Source organism: Methanobacterium congolense, from assembly GCF_900095295.1.
GTDB classification, from domain to species: Archaea; Methanobacteriota; Methanobacteria; order Methanobacteriales; family Methanobacteriaceae; genus Methanobacterium_C; species Methanobacterium_C congolense.
Genome location: NZ_LT607756.1, coordinates 1,236,147 through 1,253,432, shown reverse-complemented (window position 1 = coordinate 1,253,432; position 17,286 = coordinate 1,236,147). Strand labels below are relative to the sequence as shown.

General features: G+C 37.6%; 20 protein-coding genes. 10 read left to right on the top strand and 10 right to left on the bottom strand.

Annotated features, from left to right (window positions below):
- The first annotated feature begins 153 nt into the window (after positions 1-153).
- The 9 genes from MCBB_RS05960 (at position 154) to MCBB_RS05925 (ending at position 8,446) form a co-directional block, all read left to right on the top strand.
- Positions 154-1,158, top strand: a complete 1,005-nt coding sequence (locus MCBB_RS05960) for a glycosyltransferase (RefSeq protein ID WP_071906899.1) — start codon at positions 154-156, stop codon at positions 1,156-1,158.
- Positions 1,159-1,331: 173 nt separating this feature from the next.
- On the top strand, positions 1,332-2,045 hold the full coding sequence (locus MCBB_RS05955; protein ID WP_071906898.1) for a (Fe-S)-binding protein: 714 nt from the start codon (positions 1,332-1,334) through the stop codon (positions 2,043-2,045).
- Complete coding sequence (locus MCBB_RS12290; RefSeq protein ID WP_231916325.1) at positions 2,032-2,187, top strand: hypothetical protein; 156 nt, start codon at positions 2,032-2,034, stop codon at positions 2,185-2,187. The genes MCBB_RS05955 and MCBB_RS12290 overlap by 14 nt, the downstream gene beginning before the upstream one ends.
- 29 nt (positions 2,188-2,216) lie before the next feature.
- Positions 2,217-3,233 carry an LUD domain-containing protein gene (locus tag MCBB_RS05950; RefSeq protein WP_231916324.1) on the top strand — a complete coding sequence of 339 codons (1,017 nt, stop codon included), beginning with the start codon at positions 2,217-2,219 and terminating at the stop codon, positions 3,231-3,233.
- 81 nt (positions 3,234-3,314) lie between these two features.
- On the top strand, positions 3,315-4,028 hold the full coding sequence (locus tag MCBB_RS05945; protein ID WP_071906897.1) for a (5-formylfuran-3-yl)methyl phosphate synthase: 714 nt from the start codon (positions 3,315-3,317) through the stop codon (positions 4,026-4,028).
- Between the two features lie 293 nt (positions 4,029-4,321).
- Positions 4,322-5,809 (top strand): IMP dehydrogenase, encoded by a 1,488-nt coding sequence (gene guaB / locus MCBB_RS05940; RefSeq protein ID WP_071906896.1) that lies wholly within the window; start codon positions 4,322-4,324, stop codon positions 5,807-5,809.
- Positions 5,810-6,184: 375 nt separating this feature from the next.
- Positions 6,185-6,913, top strand: a complete 729-nt coding sequence (locus MCBB_RS05935; RefSeq protein WP_071906895.1) for a DUF4012 domain-containing protein — start codon at positions 6,185-6,187, stop codon at positions 6,911-6,913.
- A 151-nt stretch (positions 6,914-7,064) separates the two neighbouring features.
- Complete coding sequence (gene mobA / locus MCBB_RS05930) at positions 7,065-7,691, top strand: molybdenum cofactor guanylyltransferase (protein ID WP_071906894.1); 627 nt, start codon at positions 7,065-7,067, stop codon at positions 7,689-7,691.
- Between the two features lie 107 nt (positions 7,692-7,798).
- Entirely contained in the window at positions 7,799-8,446 is a 648-nt protein-coding gene (locus tag MCBB_RS05925) for a thymidylate synthase (RefSeq protein WP_071906893.1), read from the top strand.
- Between the two features lie 85 nt (positions 8,447-8,531).
- On the opposite strand, the gene MCBB_RS05920 is transcribed toward MCBB_RS05925, so the two are convergent.
- From MCBB_RS05920 to MCBB_RS05885, 8 genes are all read right to left on the bottom strand, one after another.
- Positions 8,532-8,777 (bottom strand): pseudomurein-binding protein, encoded by a 246-nt coding sequence (locus MCBB_RS05920; protein WP_071906892.1) that lies wholly within the window; start codon positions 8,775-8,777, stop codon positions 8,532-8,534.
- A gap of 127 nt (positions 8,778-8,904) precedes the next feature.
- Entirely contained in the window at positions 8,905-9,675 is a 771-nt protein-coding gene (locus tag MCBB_RS05915; protein ID WP_071906891.1) for a hypothetical protein, read from the bottom strand.
- A gap of 157 nt (positions 9,676-9,832) precedes the next feature.
- Entirely contained in the window at positions 9,833-10,411 is a 579-nt protein-coding gene (gene cbiT / locus MCBB_RS05910; protein WP_071906890.1) for a precorrin-6Y C5,15-methyltransferase (decarboxylating) subunit CbiT, read from the bottom strand.
- A 2-nt stretch (positions 10,412-10,413) separates the two neighbouring features.
- Positions 10,414-10,968: a UbiX family flavin prenyltransferase gene (locus MCBB_RS05905; RefSeq protein WP_071906889.1), complete on the bottom strand. Its 555-nt coding sequence runs from the start codon at positions 10,966-10,968 to the stop codon at positions 10,414-10,416.
- A gap of 60 nt (positions 10,969-11,028) precedes the next feature.
- Positions 11,029-12,189: an HD domain-containing protein gene (locus tag MCBB_RS05900; RefSeq protein ID WP_071906888.1), complete on the bottom strand. Its 1,161-nt coding sequence runs from the start codon at positions 12,187-12,189 to the stop codon at positions 11,029-11,031.
- A gap of 2 nt (positions 12,190-12,191) precedes the next feature.
- Positions 12,192-12,629, bottom strand: a complete 438-nt coding sequence (locus MCBB_RS05895; RefSeq protein WP_071906887.1) for a molybdenum cofactor biosynthesis protein MoaE — start codon at positions 12,627-12,629, stop codon at positions 12,192-12,194.
- A gap of 142 nt (positions 12,630-12,771) precedes the next feature.
- A complete protein-coding gene (locus MCBB_RS05890) occupies positions 12,772-13,308 on the bottom strand; it encodes a nicotinamide-nucleotide adenylyltransferase (RefSeq protein ID WP_071906886.1) in 537 nt (178 codons plus the stop codon).
- Between the two features lie 92 nt (positions 13,309-13,400).
- Positions 13,401-14,165 carry a V4R domain-containing protein gene (locus MCBB_RS05885; protein ID WP_071906885.1) on the bottom strand — a complete coding sequence of 255 codons (765 nt, stop codon included), beginning with the start codon at positions 14,163-14,165 and terminating at the stop codon, positions 13,401-13,403.
- A gap of 319 nt (positions 14,166-14,484) precedes the next feature.
- Between MCBB_RS05885 and hcp the strand changes: the two genes are divergently transcribed.
- Positions 14,485-15,792 carry a hydroxylamine reductase gene (hcp, locus tag MCBB_RS05880; RefSeq protein WP_071906884.1) on the top strand — a complete coding sequence of 436 codons (1,308 nt, stop codon included), beginning with the start codon at positions 14,485-14,487 and terminating at the stop codon, positions 15,790-15,792.
- A 91-nt stretch (positions 15,793-15,883) separates the two neighbouring features.
- Here the strand turns inward: hcp and MCBB_RS05875 are convergent, their stop codons facing one another.
- Both MCBB_RS05875 and MCBB_RS12350 read right to left on the bottom strand, forming a co-directional pair.
- Positions 15,884-16,258: a hypothetical protein gene (locus MCBB_RS05875; RefSeq protein WP_071906883.1), complete on the bottom strand. Its 375-nt coding sequence runs from the start codon at positions 16,256-16,258 to the stop codon at positions 15,884-15,886.
- 894 nt (positions 16,259-17,152) lie between these two features.
- A complete protein-coding gene (locus MCBB_RS12350) occupies positions 17,153-17,284 on the bottom strand; it encodes a hypothetical protein (RefSeq protein ID WP_269454979.1) in 132 nt (43 codons plus the stop codon).
- Positions 17,285-17,286: the final 2 nt, after the last annotated feature.

Genomic DNA, 17,286 nt, shown 5'->3' with positions numbered 1-17,286 from the left:
AAGTTTATTATCAATAAACTGCTTATTTAGTATCCTTTATTTATTAAATTAACAATAAAACAGTTCATATGTTTAAACATTAAATAAAAAAAGGAATATAATCTAGATTCAAATTTATAAATTCATAATTATTATTGCTAAAGGATAAAAATTATGTTAATTAAGGTAACACTCGGAATAGTAGCCAAAAACGAAGAAGAGAACATAGCTTCAACTCTTGAAAGCATCACAGCACAGGAATTCAATCATTCCTATGAGGTCATAGTCGTTGATGGTAACTCAACTGATAAAACAAGGGAAATTGCAGAAAATGTTCTGAAAAGTTCAGGAATTCCTTACAAAGTTTTGAATGAAGCAGATTTTGGATTTTATGGACTTTGCTTTGCAAGAAACCTTGTTATAGACAAATCGGATCCAGCTTCAGGATATATAGCCTTCACAGATGCGGACTGCATCTTAGCCAAAGATTGGCTCCAGAAACTTTATGATTCAATGGAGGGGACTGATGGGGATATTGCAGGAGCTGGAGGGCCCCGTTTAATTGCAGAAACCAATAATAAAAAGGAACTTGTGATCAACTCTTTTTTAACATCTTTCCTGGCTTCAGGTGGAAATCCTGCCTTTTCAAAGAGGAGGGTTCGCTTCATCAAGAGCATAGCTAACTACAACGCAATCTACAAGAAAGAAATTATTTCAAAGTTTCGATACGATGAAGAACTCATCATCTCCGATGACAACGAACTGAACTTCAGACTTCAGAGGGCAGGCTATAAATTTTGTTACGTTCCTGATGCAGGGGTATGGCATAGGGAAACAGATTCTATCAGGGAGTTTGCACGTAACATGTTCAGTTATGGCGTTAACATATCAAACACCGTGCGAAAACACAGGAGCATGGTGAGGATAAATGTCCCTGTAACCGTGGCATTCATACTTTATCTGATTTTAGTTACACCATTATATGTGTGGATGGGTATATTGGCTTTGATTCCACTTATTTTATACCTAATCTTTGCGATCTCAGTCTTTTTTGAAATAAGCCTGAAAACTAAAACCTTATACTCCTTGATGGTTTTTCTGCTTCTTCCAATTCAGCACCTTGCATATGGATTGGGAGTTCTCTACAACCTGGTGTTGAATTCATCCAACAAAAGATAAGAACCATAATATCCATAAATTAAACAAATGTTATTCAATTTATAACAAAATAAAAATAGATTTAACTCTTAGAAGGAGATTTAACCTCTTCAAAAGTGAAGTGTTTAAAAATTGAATTTAAACCTAAATAACCCTACAAATTTTTCTATAAATTCAAGAGGTATGGTGAATAAATGATATACTTCAGAGGTTGTGTTGTACGGGAAAAACTCCCGCAAATTGCCAATGCAACAGAGAGAATACTTAAAAAGGCAGGAATAGAACATGAAATCCTGGAGGATGAAAATTGCTGTGGATCGTTCCTACTACGAACAGGGTTTCATGATGATGCTATTGAGGTTATGGAACAAACCCTTAAGGAACTTGAGGGACGAAAGATACTGGTTTCATGTGCAGGATGTTACAACACCCTTAAAAATGATTATAAAAATCTCTTGGGGGTTGAACTTGATGTTATACATACGTCCCAGCTTTTCAGCCAGCTCATCAGAAAGGGTAAGCTCACACTTCAGAAAACACCCATGAAAGTTACCTACCACGATCCATGCCACCTGGGAAGGCATTCAGGGGTTTACGATGAACCAAGGGAGGTTTTAGAAGCTGCAGCAGAACTCGTTGAGATGAAGGATTCAAGGGAGAGGTCGCACTGCTGTGGTGCAGGTGCAGGCGTTAAATCTGCATTTCCACAAACAGCCAATAAAATTGCCAAGAAACGAATAAAAGATGCAGAGAACACAGGTGCTGACACCATCGCAACTGCATGTTCATTTTGTATTTTGAACCTTAAAGATACAGTTAAAAACAGCTCTGAAAATAATGAAAATGTTTTAAAGGTTAAAGACCTATCTGAAATTCTTCTTATGGGGTTGGAAGATGAAAGAATCTGAGATCAATGCAATGAACAGATCCTTTGGGATACTGAATGATAGAAGGATCAAGATCCTCCAGGACAAGAAAACAAAGGATCTAAAGGACAGAGTAACTAAAATAAGGGAAAATTCAATTTCCAACCTGGATGAACTTCTCTAAAGGGAATCCAAAACCTTGAAGACAATGGTATGGAAGTTATTCTTGCTGAAAATTCAGAAGAAGCACTTCAAGCAGTTTATGATATTGTTAAGGATGAAAAAATGGTTGCAAAGTCCAAATCCAACACTGCAGGTGAAATAGGACTTTCAGAGTCCCTGAAAACCAGGGGGATTGATGTGCTTGAAACTGACCTCGGCGACAGGATCGTGCAGTTCGACCCTGAAAGCAGACCCTCACACCCTATTGGTCCAGCATCACACCTCAGGATGGATGACATAGCAAGGATAGTTTCAATGGAACTCGAAATGGAGGTTGAACCTGAACCCAGATCCATACTCAACGCAGTGAAGGCAGACGTCCTTGAAAAGCTTGAAACCTGCAGGGTTGGAATAACAGGTGCAAACTCCATTGCAGCAGAGGATGGTGCAGTGGTGACGGTCCACAACGAGGGCAACATAACTCTGGTTTCCATGCTCGACACCCATGTAATTATTGCAGGCATAGACAAACTCGTTAGAAGTGTGGAAGAGGCTGTATCTGTTGTTAAACTTGAAACCATCTACGCAACTGGAAAATGGGTACCTGCCTACATGAATGTGGTATCCTCACCATCAAAAACAGCGGATATTGAACAGATACACCTCAGGGGGATGTACGGTCCAAGCAGGGTTGTTGTGATTCTTTTAGACAACGGGCGCAGAAAAGCCCTCAAAGAGGGAAGTGAATGCCTCCTGTGCATAGGCTGTGGAAGCTGTGTTGCAACCTGTCCAGTTTACAGTGTTCTGGGAAATGAATTTGGTTACAGAAGGCATTTAGGTGGTAAAGGTGTGTTTTTAAGTCAGTTCATTGAAGATGAATCTGTGTGTTACAATTCTGGACTTTTCTACTGCACATTATGTGGTCTTTGCACGGTTGAGTGTCCCGTAGGTATTGAAACCAATAATCTCCTGGAAAAAACCAGAGCAAAACTGGTTAAAAAGGGTATTTCAAATAGAAAGCACGGTGAAATTAAAGACAACATTAAAAAGAGAGGATCACCTTTTTAATTTTATTTATGGGGTTAAATATTTAAGCACAGATTTTAAATATTAGTTTTAAGATTTTTAATTATAATGGAGGTATAGATTTTGCTTCTCTTAATTAGTCCAATAAACACTGAAGAAGCACGTGAAGCCATAGAAGGCGGTGCTGACATAGTTGACGTCAAAAATCCAAAAGAAGGATCATTAGGTGCAAATTTTCCATGGGTAATCAAAAGCATAAGCGAATTAACTCCTGAGGGGATGTACGTCAGTGCAACACTGGGAGATGTGCCCTACAAACCAGGAACAGTATCACTAGCAGCAGCAGGAGCAGTTGTTTCAGGAGCAGACTACATAAAAGTGGGACTCTACGGTACCAAAAACTACGAAGAAGCCCTTGAAGTTATGAAAAATGTTGTGAAAACAGTTAAAGACTTCAACGAAGATGCGGTTGTTGTTGCAGCAGGATACGCTGATGCCCACAGGGTTGGAGCAGTCGACCCAATGGAAATACCAAGGGTTGCAGCAGATGCAGGTGCAGACCTTGCAATGGTTGACACAGCAGTTAAAGACGGTAAAACACTCTTCGACTTCATGGATGAAGACACTCTGACCAAGTTCAACAACACCATCCATGACTACGGCCTTAAATCTGCACTCGCAGGTTCCGTTAAAAAGGAACAACTTGAAATGCTCTACAATATTGGCTGTGACGTTGTTGGTATCCGCGGTGCAGCATGTGTTGGTGGAGACAGAAACACTGGAAAGATACACAGAAGTGCTGTCGGTGAATTGAAGAAAATGATAGAAAACTTTTAAAGGTTTGAAATACAATATTTAAGAAAATTTACAATTTATCCTGAAATTTTTTTCAAAACAAAAAGTAGGATTATCCAATTCAAGTCAAATTGAAGGGATACTCCTTAAAAAAAAATCGTATTCAACATTTATTTCACGAATACACTTTCAATAATATAAATTTGAAATGTTGTACGAAATAAAAAGGTGATAATACCTATAAGTAAGATGATCTTAAACAGATTTCAGGATACTTTGTTTTAATGGATTAAATTTTTTGATCAGCCTTTTTTTAAAGGTTGGAGGTTAACTGTATGTTCTCGAAAAAATTAAAAAACGCCCCAACAGGTTACACATTCGACGATTTTTTAATGGTACCTTCAGCATCCACTGTGGAACCAAAGGATATTGTAACAAAGACCCGCATCTCAAGAAACTATAATATCAACATACCTGTAATAAGTTCACCCATGGACACCGTGACAGAAGCTGAAATGGCAATAGCACTGGCCCAGGAAGGAGGTTTAGGTGTTATACACAGAAACATGACCATAAACGAGCAGGTAGAAGAGGTTAAAAAGGTTAAACGCTCTGGTGACCTTACGATAAGGGATGTTATAACCATAAGTCCTGAATCTTCCATAAAGGAAGCCAATGAAATAATGGATGAAGAAGAAATAAGTGGACTTCCAGTTGTGGATAATGGTCGTGTAATAGGAATAATAAGCCGCAGGGATATAAAACCCATAATCAACGCAGATGCCCACAAAAAGGTTGCAGACGTGATGACTGAGGAAGTTGTTACAGTCACAGAATCTGCCACACCCGAAGAAGCACTGGATGTTGCCTATGAAAACAAGGTTGAAAGGCTTCCAGTTGTTGAAGATGGTGCAATAGTTGGTATAGTAACGATAAAAGACATTTTAGAACGTAAAGAGCTTCCAAATGCTTCTAGGGACAGGAAAGGAAGATTTTTGGTTGCAGCTGCAGCAGGACCATTCGATCTGGAAAGGGCAATGGCATTAGATGAAGCAGGCGCAGATATAATAGCAATAGACTGTGCACACGGTCACAACATGGATGTTGTTAAGTTCTCAAGGACCATGAATGAAAACATCGATGCAGACCTGCTTGTAGGTAACATCGCAACCAAGGAAGCTGCAGAGGACCTAATAGCTCAGGGTGTTGACGGACTTAAGGTTGGTATAGGACCAGGATCCATCTGTACAACCCGGATAATAGCAGGGGTTGGAGTTCCGCAGCTCACAGCAGTATCAGATGTTGCAGATGTTGCAAGGGAATACGATGTTCCAGTTATAGCAGATGGTGGTTTAAGATACTCTGGAGATGCTGCAAAAGCCATAGGAGTTGGAGCTGATGCTGTGATGTTAGGAAGTTTACTCGCAGGAACACATGAAGCTCCTGGTGAAGTTGTTATAATGAACGGCCGTAAATTCAAACAGTACCGTGGAATGGGCTCATTAGGAGCAATGACAGGTGGAGTTGGTGCAGGAACCGACCGTTATTTCCAGGAAGTTAAGGGCCCAATGAAACACTCAAAACTCGTACCTGAAGGAGTTGAAGGAGTTGTACCCTACAAGGGACCTGTGGATGAAGTCATATTCCAGCTGATAGGTGGACTTAAATCTTCAATGGGATACTGCGGTGCAAAGGACATCCAGGCCATGAAGGAAAATGCAAAGTTCGTGAGGATAACAGGCAGTGGAATGACTGAAAGCCACCCACACGACATGCTCATAACCAACGAGAGTCCAAACTATCCAACAACAAGACTTCTCTAAAACATAGATGATTTATTGGAATTCAATTTCCAATAATATTTATTCATTCCACTATTTTTTTAATATTGATACTAACAAATTTACCACCTATTTTTAAAGTTTTAATTTTTGTAAACTTTTCATTTACTACTTCTCCTTTCATACACGGCTTTACATTATTTTAAAAGATAATCTTTTTTTAAATGAAATTTATGTTGGTAAAATTATTTTATGTTCCAAAATAGGGGATATTAGGCATAAATTAGGGGCTAATTTGGGAAAATCTTTATATTTGTCACCGTTATCATATTTGATATTGGCATTTTTTTTGCCTTAATTTTAGAAATAGAAAACAAAATCAAAAAGCGAGTTTAGAAAAAGAAGAGGGGAAAATTTATGAGAGCATTATTTAAACTACTTATCGTGGTGGTGTTACTGTTGATTGCTGGAGCCTCAGCTGTATTCTATGAGTATGAGCAGTCAGTATCTGCTGTCGGTAACTTGAACGGTAGTTATAACATCCTTCTTCTGTGTGATGATCCCACAGAAGATAATGGAACAGAGGGTATAGGATCTGTTGATATGGCATTTGTACTCAATGTTACAGATGGCAAGGTAATGAATGTAACAACAATTTATCCTGGAGGATTGAGAAGTGCTGTTTACACAGAACCAACAGACTTAGGTTCTGGAATGTTACTGCTTCATGACTCATTGTACGGTGTGAACACCACCTTTGGTGCTGAAAGGGCCCAAGAAATAGTGGAATACAACAAGGGAATAAAAACAGACGTGGTTGTGATGGTAACTCCCGATGCTGTAGATGCACTTTTAGCTGCTGTTGGCCCAATTGAAGTAAATGGTCAAAACCAGACGATCACAGATTCAATAGGTTACATAAGAAACATGACTGAACAATCAACAAGCACAGAAACAAGGGGCGAAGCCACAAGTTCTATTATGAACCCTATTATCAGCGCTGCTGAAGGCAACCCAACAATCTACCTTAACCTGGCAAAAGTTGCAATAGAACAGTACCATTCAGGAAACATCAGAGTAGTACCAGAAGACATAGTGACGCAATTTACAGTGGATTTGGGCTTAAAATCAGTTTTCGGAAGTTAATTCTTCCTTTTTTAGTTTTTTTTGTTTAATGTTTTTTCATGATTTAGATAGGAATTTAGATAAAGTATACTATTTCTTTTAGTTTCTAAAATAAAAAAAATTTGAAGTATTATCCCAAAAAGATAAGAACTCACAAGACATATTTAAACCCATGAAATCATGCATAATTCTCTGCGGTGGAATGAGTACCCGCATGGGACAGGACAAGGGGTCCATGCTCATTGAGGGCAAACCAATGATACTTCATGTCATTGAAACTGTTTCAGATATTGTTGATGAAATTATTGTAGTTTTAAGGGATGCAGAGAGGGTTGAAACCTACAAAAACATATTAGAATTCATGAACCTTGATTTTGGAGTTGAATTAAAAGCAGGTCTGAAGTTCTGTACCGACATCACAATGGATGAAGGGCCCCTGGTTGGTATATTAACTGGGCTTTCACATATAAAATCTAATAGGGCTTTGGTTCTTCCCTGTGACTCACCCTACGTATCTAAATCCTTTATCTTAAAGATGTTCCAGCTATCAGAGGATGAGGAATATGATGCAGTTGTACCAAGGTATCTTGATGGTAAAATGGAACCCCTACACTCAATTTATAGAAAACGTTCCGAAGGTATCATTCAAAAGATTCTTGAAAATGGTTTCAGGGATGTCAGATCCCTCCTCAGCAGATCAAAGGTTAAATTCGTTGATGCAGAATCTGTTGATGAAACTGGAAGGAGTTTCCAGAACATGAACCGAGCTGAAGATATTCCACCCAATGATATTGAATAAGCTTTTAAATAGTAAATAATAAAATATCCTTAAGATAATATTAAATCATATATATGGTTTTTATTTCTTAAATCAAATGGATTTAAAGTGTAGGATGATATGATACAATGATTACAGTTAAAACAGCCATGGCTCAGGATGCATGGAAAACAGTGATCCATCATATAATGGAAAGCGGAATTGATGTTGAAGACGAGGGGAATTTCATTACAAAGGAACTGTTGAACGTTGTTGTAACGGTTGAAGATCCCTCAAACTCCAAACCTCCTGAAAGTTACTCATGGAGTGGTGAAAAACTTAAAAAGTATCAAAAACAATTTTTAGACCCTGAAAACATTGGGCTTCCATACACCTACGGCAGCAGATTCAGGGAGCACTTCGGACTTAAAGTGGGTAGGGACACCTATCGTGTAAGAACAGATCAGGTTGAATCAGTTATAAAACGTCTCAAGGAGAATCCAACAACCCGTAAAGCTGTAATGACATCATTCGATCCTTCTATAGATCAGTACCAGGATGAAGTACCTTCCATGATTCTGGTGGATTTTAAACTGAGACAGAACCGACTCCATACAACTGCAGTCTGGAGAAGCCATGATATATATGGAGAGTGGATTCCAAATTTCTTTAGACTTAAAGGCCTTTCAGTTTACGTTGCAGACGCATTAGGAATAAAATTAGGGTCAATTACAATTCACTCAGTAAGTGCATACATCTATAAAAACAACTTCAAGGGTGCTTTAAAGATAAAATAACAAAATTTAAGATAGATACCCCTACTTAATTAAAAAAAGCCTTTTCAATGCCTAAAAATATTCTTTGATTGGATCGGTTGAAAGATCAATGTATGATAAATTCACAGCTTTTGTATCCTCTTTCATGGGTTGACCCAATTTCAACCATTCCAGGGTTACGTCCAGTTTCAAGCAGAAACTTGTTAACATTTTCTATCATGTTCAAGTAGTCTTTTCTGCTGATCTTACATCCATCAACAACTGCGTACTTAGGCATTTTTCCGTTCAGCTTACGGAACTCTATTACTTCGTCAACCATTCTTCTATACTGTTTAAGGGTTAACTCTTCCATTAAACCAACTACACCAAGTTTTAATAAACTAAGTTTTTTAAATATATGGCAAATACTCCTTTAAATATATTACGAAACAAACAATTCCACGATCCCCCTTTGTTCATTCCTGATGTTATACGATCTTTCACTCCTCTATCTCAACCTTCGCTTCTGGATCAAATGGATTGGTCCTAACAGCAAGTGAAAAAAGGTGTGGATAATTTTTCATAAGATGTTCCATGTACTGGAGCCATTCAAAGATGATTAAACTGTAGGCTCGTTCTGTGTCAATGGAAAGATGTTTGTAATCTGATTCAGGTAGTTTTTTGATGTCTTCACGTTTTTCCAGTTCCTCTAAAAGATGAAAAACTGCTCTTAGAAGGTCTGTGAAGGTTTCATGTTCCAGTAAATTTGGGTTTTCAAGAAGAGCAAGTAAAAACTTTCTTTTTCCCATTAAGAATTCTCTTGTTTTTTCTAAAAATTTCAAAGATTTGGGATCGGTTCCTTTTATGTTAAGATCGTAGTTGTAGTCTTTAACAATTTTTTCAGCTTCTTCAAAGTCTTTCTCTGTCCACATGTTGTTTACAAGTAATTTGTCACGAATTTTATCTGATTCAAAATCGAATTTAGATATATCTGTTAGGAGATCTGTTCCAACTTCACTGAAAAATACTCCAATAACCATGTTAAGCTTTTCAAGCATAACCTTCTTTTCTTTTTCGTTTATGGCTTCTTCTATAACAAGAACAACCAGAAGAACCTCTATTGGCACGAATGCAGTATCAATGCTTATGTAGAAGAACAGATCGTGTGTGTCGTGAAAAATTGCGAAATTTATTATGTAAAGAACTGCCGATACAAGGACAAGCAGTATCCCCACACGAAATTTCCATCCCATTTTTTTTGTAATCTCCATAAAAAACATCCCTATTTTCATTTAACAGTCTAATTGAAGCCAATTTTTTTAAGCAATCTACAGGTTAGATTTTATTGTAATTACTTTTAATTGTGATATAAGTCTCATTTAAATAGGTACTATACTAACTTTCATGATTCATTTATAAAAAAAATATTCAATTTTTCAACGCTTTTTTGGCAGATACTATGGTTATTGGGTTTCTTGCAACCATCATGGTGCCCCTTGCACTGATTTTGCCCTTTGAAATGGAAACCCCAACAACATCCACCTCCATTCCAAGATCCTTCATTACCATGGTGGCTTCACTGGGAGTTTCAAGGAGTATTGAAGTCACCACAATCCTTCCACCTGATTTAAGCTTTTTGTACCCCCTTTTTAGCAGGTAATCCATTTTTCCTCCACTGCCTCCAACCATGAGAACGTCGAATGGAGGCAGGTTGTCTAAAACTTCAGTTCCATCAGCTTCAATGAGATCCACCCCATCATCGAGGCCATGTTTTTGAAGATTTTTGAAGGTGGTTTTCAGTGCTTCAGGGTTTTTATCAATGGCATAAACCTTTTTGGCACGTTTTGCAAATTCTAATGTTAATCCACCTGTTCCACAGCCAACATCAACAACAACATCAGCCTTTGATACCTGTGATTTGCACATGACCAAACATCTAACCTCTTCCTTGGTTGGTCCAGGCACGTTGGAATTCTTTATAAATTCATTATCAGGGGTAATATCCATGTTCAATCTCCGGTCCATCGTTTGAAAAGGTTGTTGTCAATATCGAGAACATCCAGTATCTTTCCAACGATAAAATCAACCATTTCATCGATACTCTGAGGGTTGTGGTAAAATGCAGGCATTGCAGGAAGAATTATACCTCCCTCCCTTGATATTTTAAGCATGTTCTCAAGGTGCACAGGTCGCAGTGGAGTTTCTCTGGGCACAACAACAAGTTTCCTGTGTTCTTTAAGAGCCACATCTGCAGCCCGTGTAACTGCATTACTTGCATAACCATTTGCTATGGCAGACACGGTTTTCATGGTGGATGGGACAATCACCATGGATTTAAATCTGCAAGAGCCACTGTTAATGGATGCTGTAAGATCACCGGGTTTGTAGTAACGAGATGCAAGTTTTGAAACCTCTTCCTCCCCTAATCCAAGTTCGTATTTGAATATTATCTTCGCAGGATCAGTTACAACCAGAGCTGTTTCCTCATCCAGTTCATTCAAAACTTCGAGGAGCCTGACCCCATATGCAACACCACTTGCACCTGTAATTGCAACAACTATCATTTAACCACTTTTTTCCTTTTAAAATTGAATTTTAAGTTTTATTTAAGAATTAACATGTAATCAATCAGGTATTTTAATGTAATCTTCGAATGAAAACTCTGAAACCTTTGATGAGTAGTCCTTTGGAACGTAGATGCACAGATCTGCATGGTTGAACCTTGCATCTTTTAATGCACTCACTATGGTTGATATTTCACCAAGTTTGACTCTACCACTGTTTACAGAAACCATGGTTTTCATTTCATCGAAGGAGGGATACTCTGGAACATCGAATATAAGGTAACCCTGAGGAATCTTGAGGTCCTCAGATAATTCTTTTTCAGTTTTTATTATTTCTTGTGAGCTTAACTTAAAAACAGCCTCAGGATTTTCAATTTCATCAAGTTTCAGTGAAAAAACTGTCTTAAAAAGTTCTCGATTATCGATTCTGGAGATCATATCCTTTATGTAACCATCCTGAGCCCTTGCACCTGTTATGATGTCCAGATCGTCGTACTGATAAATATTTACAGGATCAACAGCCCCGGTTTTAAATAATTCCCTTAAACATTTTCTGAACATGGAATTTATGATCCTGGTTGTGTGGTGCTGGTAAACACTTGGATACATGAAGTAACGTGCAAGTAACATGGACTCTGCTGCCTGAACACCTTTACGTCTTAAAGTGATGGTATCATCAAGTTCCATGTTGTAAATAAGCCTTTCAACATCTATAACTCCATATGCAACGCCAGTGTAGTATGAATCCCTAAGTAGATAATCCATTCTATCAACATCAAGTTCTCCAGATATGATCTGTCCAAAAACTCCTTTTCCGTTGATGGTTTTTATTATATCATTCACATTAAAATTTTCAGACAGTATATCTGATAACTGGGATTCCTTTATTAACTTTGAAGTTAATTCTTCGTGGGAAGTGTCACGAACTCCCTCAGAAACATGCGAGAATGGGCCGTGTCCTGCATCGTGGAGCAGGGCACAAACACGAAGCAACTCCTTTTCATCGTCATCAAGCTGAAGGTTGTTTCCAAGTCTTGATGCAAGGTACATGGCTCCGATGGAGTGTTCAAAACGGGTATGATTCGCACCAGGATATACAAGATACGTAAAACCTAACTGTTTTATACGCCTCAAACGCTGAATTTGTGGTGTGTCGATCAGTTTAACTTCAAGTTCATTTATTTGAAGATTTCCATGGAGACTGTCCCTTATAAATTTCAAAACTACCCCCCAGACATGATTATGTTAGTACCATCCTTGGTGTGTTCCTCTTTTTTAAAGTCAAGTTCATATTTTACCCTTTCTATGACATCCTTGAGTGCGCTTCGGGTTTCGACTCTGCTGGGCCCTGCAACCACAGCCAGGAAGAGCGGGTCCGATGGCTCGAATTCACCAACGTAATGCACAACACCTATTTCTACCACTCCATATTTGTTTTTTATATCCTTTATAATTTCTTCAAGTTCCCTTTGAGTTTTTTCAATATCTGGAGTGGTGAGATCCATTTTCACAGTGGTTTTATCTATTTCCTTGCCCCGAACTATTCCCTCGAATGAAAAAATTGCACCACACTCATTTATTCGGGGATTTTTTTTAACTTCATCCATAAGCTGGTTGATTGTGAAGTTTTCATCACCTTTTTTTAGAATTTTAGCTATCATGGTACCACAGACACTTCAATAATCATTTTTTTTTTTAATTAACGATTTTATTTATTTTATTTTAATTCAAAAATCTACCATTAACTATTATTAATCTGTTTTTAATCCTTTTTCTAAATTATGAAGAAATATGAAAAATTATTCAATTATCCCTTGTTTGTTCATTGACTTCTTTCTTTGAAAGGTGTTTCAAACGTTTTATACCATCAATTTCTTTTATAACGTCCACAACAGATTCAGGAACTAAAGATTCCCAGTCATCATCTACAAGCATCCTTCTGCGAACCTCTGTGCCTGAGAAAACAGTTCTGTTAAATGGTGGTGGGGATGTAACACTGTAACTTCCCTCGAGGAACAACCTCTGAACCAGAGGATTTCCTGAAAAAACTCGTTGAAATGGAGGTGTAAGCATCTTTACATGGGCTATCCAGATTGAATTACACTCAACATCCTGTATTGGGATGATGTAGTACTTGGATGCTGGAATACCATTTTCACTGAGGGCCTTTGTAAGCATCATAATCCTTTCACCTGCTGTGAATGGATCCCTGAGGGTGTGGCTCAGCTGAGCACTTCCTATACCTATAATGACCTCATCAACCTCATCTAAAATTCGTTTTATAACCTCAAGATGTCCCTTATGAACAGGCTGCATTCTACCAACAAGTAAACCCCTCATGGATGGATCCCCCATTTTTTAATTTTACTATTTAAATTATTGAACAAATCCTTTATATCAGGATATCTATAAAATGGATGTAAAACTCTTTTTCACTGGATCATGAAGGAACAGTAGTTATCTCCCATTGCATAACACTTAACTTCATCAACCCTCTGTCTGTTCTGGAAATGTTTGGAAAATATAACTTCAAGTATTCCTGAATCGAATGCACATGCAGGTTTTCCAAGGTAGGGCAGTCCTCTGCATTCGAAGCAGTCATAAACGTTGATGGTTAATGGTTCCAGGGTTTGAACTTCAACTCTGCCGAGGTGGTGGGTTTCCCAGAACTTTGCAATGTTTCCCAGAAGTTTTTCAATATCTGGGTCTGCAACTTTTTTGTAGAGTGTTTCACCAACTTTGTTTCCAGCTTCCCAGAGTATGGGGTCGATTTCTATGCCCTGACGTATGAGTGCGACCCTCAGGGTCTGGAACATGAGCCTGAAAAATTCGAAGGGGTTACCATCACTCTCCATGTAGTTGGAAACGTAGTCTCCTATGTCTTCTTCCCTGATTTTTTTACTGGACAAAGTGCCCAGATGCTCTGATTTTATGAAGAATATCTTTTTTCTGGCATCTTCAGGGTCAGGTTTTGAGCTTATTACTCCCTCATCAACCATCCTTTTCAAATGGGCGGATACAGTGGATTTTGCCTTCCCTGATAGTTCCACTATTCTGTCAAAGCTCAATTCTTCCTTCTTGAGCATTGATAATATTTTAATCCTTACAGGATTGTTTATGGCACATATACCCTCGGGGGTGGCAAATAATTCTATATGTGCATCCTTTTTAGGGGATTTTTCAGTGTTATGATTCATGATAAAAATTTCCTTTGATCCTTTAAAATTATTATGGATACCGTAACTTATATATAGTACTGTTCGGATAAGATAGAACATTCGTTGGCCGACGAACGAAGATTCTTGAAGGTGTTCCGCAGGATATTATGGAGAATTGATCCTATAAAATTATCTAAAAAAATAAAAAAAGGGATTAAAACTCCATTAAATCCCAAAAAGATTAAAATGAGTTTTTAAATGCATTATTTGAAACGCCTTTGGGAGTATAAAAAATTAGACATGAATAATGGATTGATGTATGGAGACATGTAGTATGCGCCTATGGAGGAAAGATAATATGGAAGAAAAAAAATTAGACATGTTCTGTTATCAGTGTTCCCAAACTGCGAGGGGAACTGGATGTACTGTGAAAGGTGTTTGTGGTAAGGAACCTACGGTTGCAAGGCTTCAAGATAACTTGCTCTTTGCAATCAAGGGTATCTCTGCCTACCTGTATCATGCTAGGGAGTTAGGATACACGGATCCTGAAGTGGATGCGTTTCTTGAGAGGGGGTTCTACTCGACGCTCACCAACGTGAACTTCGATGCAGGCGAATTCGTTAAACTCGCACTTGAAGCAGGGGAAATGAACATAAAAACCATGAACCTTCTTAAAAAGGCACACATCGAAACCTACGGCGAACCAACACCAACAGAAGTAAAAGTAGGATCGGTCAAAGGCCCAGGTATCATAGCAACAGGACACAGTATCAAAGCATTGGCTGAACTTTTGAAACAGACCGAAGGCACTGGTGTGAACGTTTACACTCACTCTGAGCTTCTTCCAGCCCATGGATACCCTGAACTGCGCAAGTACAAACACTTCGTGGGACAGATCGGAGGACCATGGTTCGACCAGAAAAAAACCTTCAGCAAATACCCTGCAGTAGCACTTGCAACCTCAAACTGCGCACTCATACCAAACGAAGACTACAAGGACAGGATTTTCACGTCTGGTGTTGCTCAGTTGCCTGGTGTTCAGCACGTTGAGGATTACGATTTCACACCACTCATAGAAAAAGTAAAATCCCTCCCAGAACTTGAGGATGAACCTAGGGATACGGTTTTAACCACAGGTTTCGGACTTTCAACTGTTCTATCGCTGGCTGGTAAGATCAAGGAGCTTGTTGAGGCTGGTAAGATCAGACACTTCTTCGTTGTAGGTGGCTGTGACTCTCCCAAACCCCAGGCCAAGTACTACACAGAATTCGTTGAAAAACTGCCTCAAGACACTGTTGTTCTCACCCTGGCATGTGGAAAGTACCGGTTTAACCATTTAGACCTTGGAAACATCGAAGGTGTGCCTCGTTTGATTGATCTGGGTCAATGTAACGATGCAGGTGTTGGTATCGAGATCGTTGCAGCATTATCCGAGCTCTTTGGTATGGAGATTAACGATCTGCCTCTGACATTTGTTCTGAGCTGGATGGAACAGAAGGCAGCAGCCATACTCTGGAGCCTTCTCTACCTGGGCATCAAGGACATGTACATCGGACCAATAATCCCCGGATGGGTCAACGAAGACATACTCAACGTACTCGTAGAAAACTACAACCTCACACCAATAGGAAACCCCGAAGAAGACATCAAAAAAATATTAGGATAGAAAAAGGGTTTAATTTAACTCTTAATCTTCCTTATTTTTTCTTTAATTTATTTTTTTTAAAAAAAGGTAATTGGAAATAATTTTAAAATTTTTATTTTCGGACCCATATTGTGTGATCGTTCTTAAATTCAAATTTTTCCCATGATATTAGAATAGCTTTTGCAGTTTTCTGAGTTTCAGTGTTTAAAAAAACAAAGGGCTTGCAATGATTTTCACTGTCAATTGTAACACTATAATTAGGTCCTGTAACATCTTTTATTCGAATATTTCCTGATTCATTTGTTTTTGAAGTAAATACGTGTATCCTTTCGTTAGGAAGATCTATATAGCCTCCATAAGGTTCTGGAAGATATAAATTCCATACTTGCTCCTCTGAAGGATCTTTTTCTTCAATCTCATGCCATTGTTCCTTAAGAACACCTAATAAATCCTCTAAAACTTTTTTTTCAATTTCATTGTTTACCATATTATTCATCTTCCTAATTTTAAATTCACCTTGGTGACAATGTTTAGGAACCTATATATACATTATATATATGAATCAGACATTAATTAGTAACTATATATACAAATAAGACATTGTCTAGTAACTATATGTAAATATGATAGATAAACCTTGTTAAATCTAAAATCGCTCCTAATTTTCTTTATTGTTCGGGTCATATCGTTAAGTTTAATAGTTTTAAATGGTTTTTCACGTTTTTATAAGCTCTAAAAGGGGCCATGTGGCATTCAATACCTACCGCAAAGCTAAACACATAAAATAAATAATTTCGCATATGCTTTTAATTTAAAGTTTAAACTCCATGGGCTTTCTTTCATTTATTTTTTTAAAACTATTTTTTTCTAGTTTTAGGCTTAGTTATTTCTTCGACCACTACGTTTACTTGAATTAAGTGTAAACAGTATCCGAATAGAATATAAAAAATGATTAATAAAGATATAGCATTTATGGGGTCCATTGCATTAAAAGTAGGATAATATAAGATGTTATAATATATTAACAAGTCAAATAAGACGAATATAGATATGGGTAAAACTAAAATGATTAAAAATATTTTTTCTAAGGTTCCAATTTTCTTAAATATTTCTTTAGTATCCCTATTTTTTCGCATTGTATCTTTTTTTACCTCATTTAATGGCTATTATTAGAAAGCTGTCATATTGAGTTGATTATTCATATTTTTAAAACTATTTTTTAATTTTTATCAAATGTTAAACTCAAACTAAGGCAACAAACTAGAAAAAAGATTCCAGTATTAGAAAACAGATTATTGTCTCTTATTACAGGTTTATTAATAACCTTCGTAAACTGAGCTGATAAAATAAAAAGAGAAAGAATGAAATTATTTTTTGGGGATTATTGAGAAAAACGGCCTTTTTTTACTTTTTTGGAAGGTTTATTTATTATTTTCACTTGAGTTTCAGGTGTTGAAGGTCCTTTCCATGTTCCATTAGGGTTTCTCTCTGGATTTTGATAAAGTTTTGTCATTT

Coding starts and splice junctions, on each gene's coding strand:
- MCBB_RS05960 (WP_071906899.1), top strand. CDS start 154: ATGTTAATTAAGGTAACACTCGGAATAGTAGCCAAAAACGAAGAAGAG.
- MCBB_RS05955 (WP_071906898.1), top strand. CDS start 1,332: ATGATATACTTCAGAGGTTGTGTTGTACGGGAAAAACTCCCGCAAATT.
- MCBB_RS12290 (WP_231916325.1), top strand. CDS start 2,032: ATGAAAGAATCTGAGATCAATGCAATGAACAGATCCTTTGGGATACTG.
- MCBB_RS05950 (WP_231916324.1), top strand. CDS start 2,217: ATGGAAGTTATTCTTGCTGAAAATTCAGAAGAAGCACTTCAAGCAGTT.
- guaB (WP_071906896.1), top strand. CDS start 4,322: ATGTTCTCGAAAAAATTAAAAAACGCCCCAACAGGTTACACATTCGAC.
- MCBB_RS05935 (WP_071906895.1), top strand. CDS start 6,185: ATGAGAGCATTATTTAAACTACTTATCGTGGTGGTGTTACTGTTGATT.
- mobA (WP_071906894.1), top strand. CDS start 7,065: ATGAAATCATGCATAATTCTCTGCGGTGGAATGAGTACCCGCATGGGA.
- MCBB_RS05925 (WP_071906893.1), top strand. CDS start 7,799: ATGATTACAGTTAAAACAGCCATGGCTCAGGATGCATGGAAAACAGTG.
- MCBB_RS05920 (WP_071906892.1), bottom strand. CDS start 8,777: ATGGAAGAGTTAACCCTTAAACAGTATAGAAGAATGGTTGACGAAGTA.
- MCBB_RS05915 (WP_071906891.1), bottom strand. CDS start 9,675: ATGGAGATTACAAAAAAAATGGGATGGAAATTTCGTGTGGGGATACTG.
- cbiT (WP_071906890.1), bottom strand. CDS start 10,411: ATGGATATTACCCCTGATAATGAATTTATAAAGAATTCCAACGTGCCT.
- MCBB_RS05905 (WP_071906889.1), bottom strand. CDS start 10,968: ATGATAGTTGTTGCAATTACAGGTGCAAGTGGTGTTGCATATGGGGTC.
- MCBB_RS05895 (WP_071906887.1), bottom strand. CDS start 12,629: ATGATAGCTAAAATTCTAAAAAAAGGTGATGAAAACTTCACAATCAAC.
- MCBB_RS05890 (WP_071906886.1), bottom strand. CDS start 13,308: ATGAGGGGTTTACTTGTTGGTAGAATGCAGCCTGTTCATAAGGGACAT.
- MCBB_RS05885 (WP_071906885.1), bottom strand. CDS start 14,165: ATGAATCATAACACTGAAAAATCCCCTAAAAAGGATGCACATATAGAA.
- hcp (WP_071906884.1), top strand. CDS start 14,485: ATGGAAGAAAAAAAATTAGACATGTTCTGTTATCAGTGTTCCCAAACT.
- MCBB_RS05875 (WP_071906883.1), bottom strand. CDS start 16,258: ATGGTAAACAATGAAATTGAAAAAAAAGTTTTAGAGGATTTATTAGGT.
- MCBB_RS12350 (WP_269454979.1), bottom strand. CDS start 17,284: ATGACAAAACTTTATCAAAATCCAGAGAGAAACCCTAATGGAACATGG.